At 36.2% G+C, this 11,657-nt stretch carries 16 protein-coding genes; 1 reads left to right on the top strand and 15 read right to left on the bottom strand.

Going from position 1 to position 11,657, the window contains the following annotated elements; genetic code table 11:
* Positions 1 to 120 precede the first annotated feature (120 nt).
* The 15 genes from BUB91_RS07580 to BUB91_RS07650 form a co-directional block, all read right to left on the bottom strand.
* Entirely contained in the window at positions 121 to 849 is a 729-nt protein-coding gene (locus BUB91_RS07580; protein WP_073098636.1) for an SDR family NAD(P)-dependent oxidoreductase, read from the bottom strand.
* Positions 836 to 1,300, bottom strand: coding sequence for a nuclear transport factor 2 family protein (locus tag BUB91_RS07585; RefSeq protein ID WP_073098637.1), 465 nt, complete (start codon positions 1,298 to 1,300; stop codon positions 836 to 838). Before BUB91_RS07585 ends, BUB91_RS07580 begins: the two co-directional genes overlap by 14 nt.
* A gap of 26 nt (positions 1,301 to 1,326) precedes the next feature.
* Positions 1,327 to 2,331 (bottom strand): saccharopine dehydrogenase family protein, encoded by a 1,005-nt coding sequence (locus tag BUB91_RS07590; RefSeq protein ID WP_073098638.1) that lies wholly within the window; start codon positions 2,329 to 2,331, stop codon positions 1,327 to 1,329.
* A gap of 77 nt (positions 2,332 to 2,408) precedes the next feature.
* Positions 2,409 to 3,194: an SDR family oxidoreductase gene (locus BUB91_RS07595; RefSeq protein ID WP_073098639.1), complete on the bottom strand. Its 786-nt coding sequence runs from the start codon at positions 3,192 to 3,194 to the stop codon at positions 2,409 to 2,411.
* A 115-nt stretch (positions 3,195 to 3,309) separates the two neighbouring features.
* Positions 3,310 to 4,092 (bottom strand): SDR family oxidoreductase, encoded by a 783-nt coding sequence (locus tag BUB91_RS07600; RefSeq protein ID WP_073098640.1) that lies wholly within the window; start codon positions 4,090 to 4,092, stop codon positions 3,310 to 3,312.
* Positions 4,093 to 4,143: 51 nt separating this feature from the next.
* Positions 4,144 to 4,773, bottom strand: coding sequence for a hypothetical protein (locus BUB91_RS07605; RefSeq protein ID WP_073098641.1), 630 nt, complete (start codon positions 4,771 to 4,773; stop codon positions 4,144 to 4,146).
* Between the two features lie 38 nt (positions 4,774 to 4,811).
* Positions 4,812 to 5,390, bottom strand: coding sequence for a TetR/AcrR family transcriptional regulator (locus tag BUB91_RS07610; protein WP_073098642.1), 579 nt, complete (start codon positions 5,388 to 5,390; stop codon positions 4,812 to 4,814).
* A 50-nt stretch (positions 5,391 to 5,440) separates the two neighbouring features.
* A complete protein-coding gene (locus BUB91_RS07615; protein ID WP_073098643.1) occupies positions 5,441 to 5,923 on the bottom strand; it encodes a hypothetical protein in 483 nt (160 codons plus the stop codon).
* Positions 5,924 to 5,925: 2 nt separating this feature from the next.
* Positions 5,926 to 6,243 carry a MazG-like protein gene (locus BUB91_RS07620; RefSeq protein WP_073098644.1) on the bottom strand — a complete coding sequence of 106 codons (318 nt, stop codon included), beginning with the start codon at positions 6,241 to 6,243 and terminating at the stop codon, positions 5,926 to 5,928.
* Positions 6,244 to 6,311: 68 nt separating this feature from the next.
* Positions 6,312 to 6,647, bottom strand: coding sequence for a nuclear transport factor 2 family protein (locus BUB91_RS07625; protein WP_073098645.1), 336 nt, complete (start codon positions 6,645 to 6,647; stop codon positions 6,312 to 6,314).
* A gap of 11 nt (positions 6,648 to 6,658) precedes the next feature.
* Entirely contained in the window at positions 6,659 to 7,204 is a 546-nt protein-coding gene (locus tag BUB91_RS07630) for a DNA-3-methyladenine glycosylase I (protein ID WP_073098646.1), read from the bottom strand.
* Positions 7,205 to 7,234: 30 nt separating this feature from the next.
* The gene (locus BUB91_RS07635; protein ID WP_073098647.1) at positions 7,235 to 8,137 is read right to left on the bottom strand and encodes a helix-turn-helix domain-containing protein; all 903 of its coding nucleotides are present in this window, start codon (positions 8,135 to 8,137) and stop codon (positions 7,235 to 7,237) included.
* A 155-nt stretch (positions 8,138 to 8,292) separates the two neighbouring features.
* The gene (locus BUB91_RS07640) at positions 8,293 to 9,099 is read right to left on the bottom strand and encodes an SDR family oxidoreductase (RefSeq protein WP_073098648.1); all 807 of its coding nucleotides are present in this window, start codon (positions 9,097 to 9,099) and stop codon (positions 8,293 to 8,295) included.
* 737 nt (positions 9,100 to 9,836) lie between these two features.
* Positions 9,837 to 9,959 (bottom strand): hypothetical protein, encoded by a 123-nt coding sequence (locus BUB91_RS21480; RefSeq protein ID WP_262490540.1) that lies wholly within the window; start codon positions 9,957 to 9,959, stop codon positions 9,837 to 9,839.
* An 18-nt stretch (positions 9,960 to 9,977) separates the two neighbouring features.
* On the bottom strand, positions 9,978 to 10,343 hold the full coding sequence (locus BUB91_RS07650) for a winged helix-turn-helix transcriptional regulator (protein ID WP_073098650.1): 366 nt from the start codon (positions 10,341 to 10,343) through the stop codon (positions 9,978 to 9,980).
* A gap of 87 nt (positions 10,344 to 10,430) precedes the next feature.
* On the opposite strand from BUB91_RS07650, the gene BUB91_RS07655 reads away from it, so the two are divergent.
* Positions 10,431 to 11,438, top strand: coding sequence for a zinc-dependent alcohol dehydrogenase family protein (locus tag BUB91_RS07655; RefSeq protein ID WP_073098651.1), 1,008 nt, complete (start codon positions 10,431 to 10,433; stop codon positions 11,436 to 11,438).
* Positions 11,439 to 11,657 lie beyond the last annotated feature (219 nt).

Genomic DNA, 11,657 nt, shown 5'->3' on the forward strand with positions numbered 1-11,657 from the left:
GATTACTTCGGTTTAAGTTTCCAAATTCTCATAATCTGTTTCCGTTTAAACAAATACAGTTGAACTAGAATTAAAAGAATTGTTTGAAACGATCTCTTCTTTTTTGAAACTTCAAGTAAGTTACCAGGGTAAAATACCATTGGGACCGAAAAACTTTCCAGTATTTGATATATCGCCAGATAAAGCATATTTGGCTATTAATTTTGCTGCACTTGCTGGTGTTTCTGTTCCGGTATTTCCATTTAAATCTGTTTTAATATGTCCAGGCTCTATGGCGATAACTGGTATTCCATAAGGCTTTAATTCTTTTGCAAAAGCAACTATTAAAGCGTTTAAAGCTGTTTTAGAACTGGAATATCCTGCAAAATTAACTTGACCATAAATTATACTTTCATCACTGGAAAGTGTCAAAGAACCCACAATGCTACTGAGCATAATGATGCTGGCTTTAGGAGCTTTTTTAAGTAAAGGCAATAAAGCTTGGGTAACCCGAACCGGTCCAAAAGTGTTGACTTCGTATTGCTTTTTAATTGCGGAAAGCGATTCCTCGCTCGGGGAAACGGATAAATCCTGGGCAAGGCCCGCATTGTTAATTAAAATATCCAGTTGCTTTATATGTTGTCCTAAATAATTAGCAGCTTCGGCTACGCTTTCATCATTAGAAATATCAATCTGCACTAAATGCACATCAAGATTTTGTTCCTTTAGTAATTGATGTGCTTTTGCTCCGCGTTCCATATTGCGAACACCCATCCAAACCTGATAGCCTTTTTCGGCAAATAATTTTGTAGTGGCAAAACCGATGCCCTTATTGGCACCGGTTATGAATACTTTTTTATTGCTGTCCATTTTCTACATATTTCATAATTTCCGGCTTAGCGTGGTGAGAAAGATCTCCGGTAAGAGTGATGACTACTTCGCGCACTGAAAAATGCCATTTCCCATTTTTACGTTTAAAGGTATCGTGGTATTTTCCTATCATTATCGGTTGTAAGGGAAAATCGCGTTCATCATCCTGTTGGTATATCGTTAGGTACGAAACTGCTGACGCTTGATCTTTTCCCTCCTGAATATCCAAAACGGTATTCGTGGTAACGTGAGCTGTTCGGGTGGTACCATCTGAATATACCTGAAGGTCTTCGGTCAGTTTTTTTGAAATACCTTCTTTTCCTTCCATACTGCTGCCGGTACTAATAATTTTTCCCTCAGCAAATAAATTGCCTATGCCATCAAAATCACCTTTATCTAAAAAATGGGTGTACCGTGCTATTAGATTTAAAATTTCTTGTTCGTTACTCATAATTCTAGTTTTAATGTGTTTTATAGTTAATTAATTAGGTCTATTAACCGAGTATCCGGAATGTCTTTTATAATATCTTCTCCGTAAGCAGATCCGGGCGATTGATAGCCTACTTTAAAATCATCATTCAAAATGCGACTTGCTACTGCCACTACCGAGAGTGGGGTGAGATCATAGCCCGAAGGAGCATCAATCCAGGCTTTCACCACGTTACCATCTATGCCGGTAACTTCCGCAGAAAGAGCATTTCTTCCTGAAGCACGTTCTTCTTGTGTTGGTCCGTCAGGTAGGTTTTCTGGATTTAAATCTGGTATATCTGACGCGGGAAGTTTCAGAGAGAAGTATTCCTCTATGTTGGGAATTCGTGTGGATTTATAAGTTAAAATAATGCCTCCTAAAGGAGTAGGTAAACATTCTAACTGTTTCTTTCCGAATGAGAATACTTTTGGTTCTGGGTTATCATTTTGAATAATTTGATCATCTTTTCGTATCAAGACTCCTAAATCTGTAATATTTTTACTGCTGAGCACCGAGCCTTTGGAAAAACCTCCATAATGCTGAAAACCAATTTTTAATTGTTGGGGTTGCTCCACCAATTTTGCTAAATGAACAGCTAAGGCGTCATAGCTTACAAAAAGTCCAGCTCCAGACATTAACTGAATACCTGCCTCTTTAGCTTTGCCATCGAGTGATTCTGCTAGTCTGTACGTATCCAGTTCAGCACTAATATCCAGGTAATGTACTCCAGCATTTAAACAAGCATTCATCGCTTGTTGAGCTGTGAATTTAAACGGACCTGCTGCATTGATCAAAACTTGCTTGTTTTCTAAGACCTTTTTCCAAGCATTCTCATCATCAACAGTAAATACGTGAAAGGGAACATTTAACTGTTTTGCAAGCTCTTGGGTTTTTACGGCATCCCTGCCTGCAATTTCGAAGTCAAGGGTTAATTCTTTCGCCCTGGCTGCAATTATTTTTCCTGTATATCCAGATGCTCCATAAATGAGCAGTTTGCTTTTTTGAGTATTCATAGTCATTTGAAATTTTAGTTCATTTAAAAACAAGAAGAGTTGAATAAATCAGCTCTTCTATTTGCTGTATCTTAACTTTATACAGAAGGATTTGCACCTCCATCGATTATGTAATTTACACCGGTGATGTAGGATGCTCTTGGAGAAACTAAAAAGCCTACCAGTTCTGCTATTTCTTCAGGAAGAGCCATTCTACCCATCGGAACTCCACCAAGGCTGCTCATCAAATTTTGGGTTGCTTGTTCTACAGTTATTCCCATCGTATCAGATAAAGATTGTAAGTAATTATCCATTGTATCTGTTCTTACCATTCCTGGAGAAACCGCTGCGACACGTATACCTTGTGGCGTAAATTCTTTCGAAAGACTTTTACTATAGTTATTCAAGGCGCCTTTAGCCACCGCGTAAGCACCTAGAGATTCATATACCGGCAGAGCTCCGGTTATTGAGGAAATATGGACAATAACTCCGCTCTTCTTTGCTACCATTTGCGGAAGAATTGCCCTGTCAATCCGAACAGAAGACTGTAAATTTAGTTGTAAATCACGTTCCCAATCTTCATCGGATAACACAGCAAAACCTCCTGACGGACTGTTAGAGCCTCCCATATTATTGACCAGAATATCAATTGTCCCGAATTTTTCACTGATTTCTTTGACCAGTTTATCGGTTTCACTTGAAATAGTTAGATCTGCGGAAATGAAATGATGCTTCAAATTTTCATCTCCAGGATGGTTTCGAGCGATTACAATCACATTTGCACCTGCTTCTAACAATCGGTCGGCAATGGCTTTGCCTATTCCTTTAGTTCCACCGGTTACCAAGGCTATTTTTCCTGTTAATTCGTTTTCTAATTTTTCCATTTTAACTTCAATTAATTATTTGAGCAGTAAAAATTTCTTCTACATCACATTGCTCTATAAGTTTACTTTTATAAATAGTCATATTTTGTAACATTTGTTTTAGATTTAAATCTAATTACACCGCTGGATAAGTCCCTCCGTCTACAAGCATATTGGCTCCGGTGATATAACCTGCATCATCTGATACCAAAAAGGCAACCATATTGGCAATTTCTTCCGGCTCGGCTAGACGGTTCAAAGGAACACCTCCCAAACCATCCATAATTTGTTGTGCAGCTTCCTCAACAGTTTTTCCAATAGATTCCGCAAAACCCTTCAAAAATGTTTCCATCGCAGTTGTTCGTACCATTCCTGGGGATACGGTGTTTACTCGAATTCCATTTTTAGCAACTTCATTGGCAAGCGTTTTACTGTAAGCATTTAAGGCTGATTTCATCACCCCGTAGGAGAAATTGGACTGGTACAAGGGTATTTTGCCGTTTAACGAAGAAATATGGATCACGGCACCGGATTTTTTTTCAAGCATTTGAGGAATTATTGCTTTATCCAGTCTAATAGAGGCGAGTAGGTTGAGTTCAATATCCTTATTCCAGTCTTCATCGCTGAGCATCTGGAAACCTCCAGCCGGCGAGGATGTACCACCTACATTGTTTATCAAAATATCGGGTGTACCAAATTCATTACTTAGTTGGCGGGTGAGTTTTACAATATCATCGCTATTAGTTAAATCTGCTGCAATGAAATGGTGTTCACTTTTTTCTTCGGATGGTTTTCGTGCTGTTACGATAACTGTTGCTCCAGCGGAGGACAATTTATTTGCAATTGCTTTTCCGATACCTTTGGTACCACCTGTTACTAAAGCTATTTTGCCGTTAAGTTGTTCTGTTTGTTTATCCATTACTATTGAGTTTTTTATCTAAAACAAATGTTTCAGATTTAATTAAAAAAATTATTGTTTATTCTTTACAACGGGATCACGCAGAATAGTTTTAAGATGATCCTGGCTTTGGCCAGATTCAAAATTCACCAAATGAATCTCGTGGTGCATTCCCGATTTTTTAAGTCCTTTTTCTGTAGCGAAATGCTGCAATATGGGGAGTGTTTTCAATTCTCCGGCAAAAGGCCCTAAATGTAAGACTTGTACACTCTTTCCTGCGGTATACTTGAAAAGTTTAAAATCATTCGCAAATGGATTTGTCTTAGAAAGATGAATTGTCTCTTGAATGTTTTTATCTGAAATATACTCCGGAGTACGGATAGCGATCCGGTAATGAAGCAAGTCCAGATCTACAGTCGTATAAAAATTCCCTATATCCACAAACCCTGTTTCCGCTTCGTCAAACCAATAGAAAATTTCGACGATATTACTAATAAATGCTTTGTCTGATCCCGTATACTGCTGTTGTAAATCTTCTACGAAATCCAGTAATGCTTTTTTCTTTTCGTAGAAAACAGCAGTTCCCGGACTTCCTGATCCAAGAATCGAAATATAGGTAGCTTCCAGAATATCCACTACTTCCGGCTGTTCACTCGCAGTATAATAGCTTTTGTATGTATCTTTTAAATTTAAAGCACTCATAATTATGAAATGTTTGTTTCAGAATAACAGCTGAAAAATTATTGGCTAATTTGTGCCACTAAAAAATCGGCCATTTTTTTAATGCGTTTTTTGTCTTGATGAATTATAAAAGATTCGTGCCAACCTGTAAAATTGTTAATGATATAATCGGTTAGCATTTCAGCATCTTGAGTTACGGTAATTTCCTTTTGCTCCACTGCTTTTTTTACCAGGTCAATTAAAAGATTATAGGTAAACTCATTGTCACTTTTTATAATTTTCTGGACTTTCTCGTCACCTGTGGCTACTTCAAATGTTGTTTTGATAGCCAGACAACTGTTGGGCTCATTGGTAATAGTATATACGGAAGACTGAATGAATTTTTCAATTGCTTTTAATGGAGATTTGATCAGCCGCATTTGTTTTGTAGCAGCCTCCATCCTGGATTCCGTGTAATGTTTAATACAACGTAAAAAGAGTTGATGTTTGTCTCCAATAGTATTATAAAGGCTACTACTATTAATACCCATAGCTTCCGTCAAATCACGCATTTTGGTACTATTATAGCCCTTTTTCCAAAACACATCCATTGCTCTGGAAACCGCTAATTCTTCGTCAAATTCTACATTTCTAGCCATTATATTCTATTTAGAATTCATTTACTCTGGTTATTGCAATCGGACTACTATTATTTTATTTCTATTTTTATTGTATTTGATTCAGGTAAACCATTATACCTTTCTTCAAATTGAATGGTATAAACACCATTTTCATCGAGATGATATCCGTCAAGTAAATTGACTTTTCCAACAGCTATTTCACCTGATTCAAGTGTTATGTAGTCTTTTTCGGTTGGCGAAACCCGTTTTACCATAATTCCCGTATAATCAATATTTTTATTATTGTGGGTAACTTTGAGACAAGCTCCTGTAAATTTGTTTTCTATAGGGGTGCCCCAAGGTAAAAAGGTGTAAGGTTTATTGCCCGTATTCTTAACTTCCAAGGAAAGCTCAATAGCTTCGTCTTTTATATAAATACTTTTATTGGTTGATATGATAGTGTGTACTGAGTTATCCGTTGTGTCCTTGTCCTCAGCATTTGATTTTTTTGAGGAATTACACGAACATAGCGCAAATAGAACCACTATGATTAAGATGTTCTTGATTTTCATTTTTAAAATATTTTTTCCGTTTTGCTTAAAAACTTTTCTGTAGCTTCTTCTATATCTATACCACTTCGATCAGCTAGGATACTAAGCCACCAAATACATTCTCCCAATTTATGTTCTAATTCCTCTTGAGAATTTGTTTTTGGCCAACGTTCTTGTTGCGACATTACGTTTCTTCCTACCAAACCAGCATCGGTTAAAAAAGCCAAAGCATCTTCTTCTACGCTCCACTGTGTTTGATGATATTCCTTTTCTAATTTATGATACGATTCCCGAATTGCTTTCGAACGTTTTTTAAGTGCTTTAAAATCTAAATTTCCCATTGTTTATTCTTAATTGGGTACAAAGGTATTTATTTTAAAACAACTGTTTCAGAAAAATATCTTAAAAATCATTGTACCAGATCTGCCTTCACGAAAGAAATTTTTCCTTTCTGAAAAATAAAATCAAATGTGCCCCTAATTTTTCCTTCAGGAAAATCCCCGGTAAACGTTACTTCAAGGTGTGTACTATCACCTTGCCTATTTAGCTTTACCAATCGGGTCTGCGTATTGTAGCCAATAAAATAGCTTTCAAAATAATTTTTAATTCCTTGGTGACCTATAAATTTTTTGCCCACCGAAGGATCATCCAATACTGCATCTGTATGAAACATTGCAAGATATCTTTCTGTATCAAAATCATTGCTGGCCTGAAGCCAATTTTGTATAAATTTATCGATATCCATTTTTTCTTTTTTTATTGATTCCACATCGGTTTTTCTCTTAACACTTGTTGATGAACAGGACAGGTTTCTTGGTGTGCTCCCGGTAAATAGCCGATGCTCATTAAAAATTCATTGACAATTTCCCCTCCGGTAAACTTGAAGGTTTTTTTAAAGAGTTTCATCCATTCCTGTAAATTTTTGGGATGATGATGTTCCAGCCATTTTTCGAACGAACCATATTCTTTTTGTAATTCCAAAATTGCCTGCGCATTGACAATAGCGGCATTTACTTTTAGTTTGTTCCGTATAATTCCAGCATCAGCAAGTAATCGTTTCCGATCCATTTCTGAGTAATTAGCAATGGTTTTAATATCAAAATCATCGTAGGCTTTACGGAAGTTTTCTTCCTTCTTTAAAATGGTTTCCCAGCTTAATCCGGCTTGATTAATTTCCATAATTAATCGTCCAAACAATTCATTATCATCGTGGATAGGAAAGCCATAATGATTGTCGTGATAGTTTTTATGTAAGCTTTTTCTAGGCTCGGGCATTGTTTCAATGACATTGCAGTAACTCATTTTCTTTTTTATTTTAATTATTATCTGATGTTAATTCAGGGAATTCTTAAACTGTAGCGGACTTTGATCTGTTTTCTGCTTGAATAGTTTATTAAACGACTGTGGCCGTTCAAAGCCTAGCTGATAAGCAATTTCTGCTACAGAAAGATCGGTGGCCGTCAGTAAGTATTTAGCGTGATCTATTAATTTTTGTTGAATATGAAACTGCGTACTTTTTCCTGTATGTGCACGAAGCATATCGCTAAGGTAGCGGGAAGATACCTTTAGATGTTCTGCTAGATCATTAACTGAAGGGATTCCGCTTTCCAGTGTTTTATTCGTATTAAAATACGTCTCTAAATACATTTCCATTTTAACAAGAAGATCAGTATTCACAAGTTTTCGGGTAATGAATTGTCGGTTGTAAAAACGATTGCTATAATTAAGCAATTGCTCCAGTTGCGATATCATAATATCCTGACTAAAATTATCTATCGAAGCCTGCAGCTCATTTTCAATGGTATTAAAAATACCTATCATGATCGCTCTTTCCTTATCCGATAAATAAAGTGCTTCCGTTAATCCGTAGGAGAAAAATCCAAACTCTTTGATTTTACTTGCCAAGGCATATCCGCGGATAAAATCGGGGTGGAAAAGCAACGTAATTCCCGAATAATCTGCTTCCTCTTCCAGAACTTTTACCAATTGCCCCGGAGCGTGAAAAGAAAGATTCCCTTCATCAAAATCGTAATGACCCTGCCCGTATTTTATTTTCCCCTTAAAATTCTTTTTAAAAGAAATTTTATAGAAGTTGAGAACCATTCCTTTGGATAGTTCTAATACATCTGCCTTTACGTCTCCGTAATCTAACAAACTTATTAAAGGATGCAAAGGTTTAGATACCCCTAAAGCTGTATGTAACGCTGAAATGGAATTAAAAATAAATGGAGTCATAATGATAGGTTTTTAGACTTTTCCATATCTAAAATAAAGAGATAAAGGTAAAAGGTTAGGATTAAATGAACATTGCTTTTATTTTCTGAAATTATTTTTCCATACTTAATTTAGTGAAGCATAGGCATTAAATCTGGAAATAAAAAGGGTGTTTATTAGTAATACAATTTACTGATCTGTTCAAATTGTTTTTGTTGACCTAAATTTTGTCGGTCATTGGCTAACTTCTCCGCGTCGGGCCCAACTATATAACGTAATTTTGGACTATTATCGGTAGCAGCTTCATATACTACATTTGCCACATCTTCTGCCGAAGAAAAATGGACTTCAGTACTTCCATCTTCAAAACCCGCAATCATTTTATTCCATAGTGAGGTATAAGCATCCTTTTGGACATAATTTAAAGAACGACCCGCGTAGTCTGTAGCCATTCCTCCGGGTGCGATGGTTTTTAATTGAATCCCAAATGGGTTTACCTCATAATTTACAGCTTCACTCCAGCCTTCCAATGCAAATTTGGTTGCACTGTAAACAGAAGCTAAAGGATTTGCTGCAATTCCTGCTGCTGAAGTAGTGGTTAAGAGAATCCCTTTCTTTTTGTTCTCTCTAAAATAGGTGATAAAAGGCTGGGCCACTTTAAGCACTCCTAGAAGATTAGTTTCGATTTGGTGCTGAATATCTTCTTGTGAATACGCTTCAAATCCTCCTACTAAACCATAACCCGCATTATTAAAAACCACATCCACTTCGAATTGTATAAGAATTTGCGAAATAGTATCTGTTATTTGCTGAGAATTAGTGACATCTAAAGGATATAAGTGAACATTTTTAAGCTCTCGAAGTTCGGTTTCTTTTTTCGGATTGCGCATCGTTGCAATAACTGTCCATCCTTTTTCTTGAAATAATTTAGCGGTTGCTTTTCCTAAGCCGGATGAGGCTCCTGTAATAAAAATAGTTTTCATTGTGATAGTTTTTAAATTTCTATACCACAAATGTCATTCAATATTAAGGTGAAAATGTTTCTGAATTGGTTGATGTTGTTTCCTTATTGACGTTTTAATAAATAAAATAATAAGAAAATAATAAGGTTTGAATCCAATCAAGTTAACTCTCTAAAAAAATCGAACCGGTTGTAAATTTGTTAGTATTTACAGTTTTAAAAGAAAAAAATAAGAATTTCTCAATAAAATCGAGAATTAAGTTAAAAAGGGATACTGAAATAGTATCCCTTTTGTGAACGATATGGTACAAAACTCGAACCAATTAATAGAGGATTTAAAGCTTTTAGCTGATATATTGGCTGCTTGAAAAAATTCAAATCACTTATTTATCAATGGTTAAACAGTTCATTTTGGGGCAATTGCATCTTTATTGCCCCTTTAGAGGTGATTTTGCCCCTTTATTGCCCCTTTGGAGAATATAGTAGGTTCCCTTTCCGGTAGAACCTATTTTGGTTATAAAATTCCTATCAACAAGTATTTTTAAATCATAAGACACCATCCTTTTGGAGATTTCAAAAAGTTCTTGGTATTGTTCATTATTAATCCGACCATTCTCTTTTATAAATAACAAAGCTTAACAGGCAATCTAGCTTCTTTAAAGGCATCAATGATTTTGTTTATTCCCCGCCCACAAGATTCAATATAGCCAGCTTTAAAAAAGCAATGGCTATATTTCGATTTCGGGGACAGGATGAATGTTATTGTTTTAGTTTGTAAATCGTCAATTCTTCTGGCAGTGTTCCCGGATTCCATAAATGTAATCGATCATCGTATACTCGAAGAAAAGTATAAGTACCGGAATAATCCACACAGTAGATCATACGCAGTTTTTGAGCATTTTATGATGTTACTTTGTGGTATGCACGAACAAAGCTACCCCAGGCACTTAAATCCTTAACTATTGGAATTAATGCCTTACCAAGTTCCGTCAATTCATATTCAACTTTAGGTGGTACCTCAGGAAAGATTGTTCTAATAATTAAACCGTCTTGTTCCAGCTCCTTGAGCTGTAAAGTTAGCATACGTTCAGTAATCTGACTAATGCTATTTTTTATCTCTCCATAGCGTATAGGACCTTTATTAAGACTTGTCAAAATCAGCAATTTCCATCTACCCCCAATCATTTGTAATGCATAGGTCATATCACAATCGGCCATTAATTTCCTGTTATGATTATTAGTTGAATTTTCTTTTAGTTTAGCCATTACGCACTTTATTGTATGTTTCGCACATTTACCACTTTACCTGTAAAAATAGCCATTTTAAATTACTATTGTGAAAAATAACAATATATGGATACGCAAACAAAATCAGGAAAAATGGTAATGTTTAATCAAGTTGGTGGCCCAGAGGTACTGCAATTAACAAATATCAATGTTCCAGCTCCCGCTTCAAATGAGGTAAGAATATTGGTTAAAGCAATAGGATTGAACCGAGTTGACCTTTCTTATCGTCAGGGTGTATATAGCAAAAAACCTAATTTCCCTTCAAAGATAGGATTTGAGGCAGCCGGGATAGTGGAATCTACTGGCAGTGATGTTCAGCACTTGTCTCCAGGCGATGAAGTGAGTGTAATCGGTGCTTTTTCAAATGACGATTATGGCACCTATGGTAATCTAATACTGTTGCCCGCTTATGCTGTTCAAAGACACCCCAAAAGATTGTCCTTTCAGCAAGCGGCAGGTTTATGGGTTAGTTATCTGGCTGCCTATGGCTTACTAATGGACGTAGGAGGTTTAAAAAAAGGGCAATATGTTGCAATTAATGCAGCTTCGAGCAGCACTGGTTTGGCTATTATACAAACGGTTAAAAAAATAGGCGGGATACCAATAGCCATTACTACCTCAAGCCATAAGAAGAAAGCCCTTCTGGATGCTGGCGCATCGCACGTAATTATTAGCAGTGAACAAGACATTACGGCTGAATTACTTTCCATAACAGGTAACGGTGTGGAACTTGTACTTGATGCTGTTGGTGGCTCTCAATTCGAAAAACTGATTGCCGCCACTGCGATAACAGGTCAACTAATAGTTTACGGTGCGCTAAGCCGAGAATATTCAAGTTGGTCAACAATTGAGGTACTTTCTAAAAAGCTAACTATCCGTGGCTTTGACATGACCGAATTATTGATGGTCAAAGATAAAGTAAAGGCCGCAGTAGCGTTTATTGAAGAAGGAGTAACTTCAGGAAGTTTAACACCAACAATTAGCAAAACATTTCCTTTAGCAAAAGTGAGTGAAGCCCATCGTTTTATGGAAGAGAACAGTCAAGTGGGTAAAGTGATACTAGAGATAGACTAAAATCCTTTTTCAATCATGATCTGTAAGTCATAAAAATTGAAAAGAAAATAAGTGTCTGTTGCAATCAGCTTCAGACACTTTTCTACACTATGAACAACTTAATTCATCATGAATCAAGGTTTAGTAGTTATTGCTTTGTATGTCCATTTCTTGAAATTTCTCATAATTGATTCAAAACTGATAAAAGCAGTTTTATCTACTAACAGAGTATTAATAATC

This window comes from Leeuwenhoekiella marinoflava DSM 3653 (assembly GCF_900129005.1).
Classification (GTDB): Bacteria; Bacteroidota; Bacteroidia; order Flavobacteriales; family Flavobacteriaceae; genus Leeuwenhoekiella; species Leeuwenhoekiella marinoflava.

What these genes read in the sequence shown, in the direction of transcription:
- BUB91_RS07585 (WP_073098637.1), bottom strand. Translation starts at nt 1,300, where the DNA reads ATGAGTAACGAACAAGAAATTTTAAATCTAATAGCACGGTACACCCAT.
- BUB91_RS07590 (WP_073098638.1), bottom strand. Translation starts at nt 2,331, where the DNA reads ATGAATACTCAAAAAAGCAAACTGCTCATTTATGGAGCATCTGGATAT.
- BUB91_RS07635 (WP_073098647.1), bottom strand. Translation starts at nt 8,137, where the DNA reads ATGACTCCATTTATTTTTAATTCCATTTCAGCGTTACATACAGCTTTA.
- BUB91_RS07650 (WP_073098650.1), bottom strand. Translation starts at nt 10,343, where the DNA reads ATGGCTAAACTAAAAGAAAATTCAACTAATAATCATAACAGGAAATTA.
- BUB91_RS07620 (WP_073098644.1), bottom strand. Translation starts at nt 6,243, where the DNA reads ATGGGAAATTTAGATTTTAAAGCACTTAAAAAACGTTCGAAAGCAATT.
- BUB91_RS07610 (WP_073098642.1), bottom strand. Translation starts at nt 5,390, where the DNA reads ATGGCTAGAAATGTAGAATTTGACGAAGAATTAGCGGTTTCCAGAGCA.
- BUB91_RS07655 (WP_073098651.1), top strand. Translation starts at nt 10,431, where the DNA reads ATGGATACGCAAACAAAATCAGGAAAAATGGTAATGTTTAATCAAGTT.
- BUB91_RS07595 (WP_073098639.1), bottom strand. Translation starts at nt 3,194, where the DNA reads ATGGAAAAATTAGAAAACGAATTAACAGGAAAAATAGCCTTGGTAACC.
- BUB91_RS07615 (WP_073098643.1), bottom strand. Translation starts at nt 5,923, where the DNA reads ATGAAAATCAAGAACATCTTAATCATAGTGGTTCTATTTGCGCTATGT.
- BUB91_RS07600 (WP_073098640.1), bottom strand. Translation starts at nt 4,092, where the DNA reads ATGGATAAACAAACAGAACAACTTAACGGCAAAATAGCTTTAGTAACA.
- BUB91_RS07580 (WP_073098636.1), bottom strand. Translation starts at nt 849, where the DNA reads ATGGACAGCAATAAAAAAGTATTCATAACCGGTGCCAATAAGGGCATC.
- BUB91_RS07625 (WP_073098645.1), bottom strand. Translation starts at nt 6,647, where the DNA reads ATGGATATCGATAAATTTATACAAAATTGGCTTCAGGCCAGCAATGAT.
- BUB91_RS07605 (WP_073098641.1), bottom strand. Translation starts at nt 4,773, where the DNA reads ATGAGTGCTTTAAATTTAAAAGATACATACAAAAGCTATTATACTGCG.
- BUB91_RS21480 (WP_262490540.1), bottom strand. Translation starts at nt 9,959, where the DNA reads ATGATCTACTGTGTGGATTATTCCGGTACTTATACTTTTCTTCGAGTA.
- BUB91_RS07630 (WP_073098646.1), bottom strand. Translation starts at nt 7,204, where the DNA reads ATGAGTTACTGCAATGTCATTGAAACAATGCCCGAGCCTAGAAAAAGC.
- BUB91_RS07640 (WP_073098648.1), bottom strand. Translation starts at nt 9,099, where the DNA reads ATGAAAACTATTTTTATTACAGGAGCCTCATCCGGCTTAGGAAAAGCA.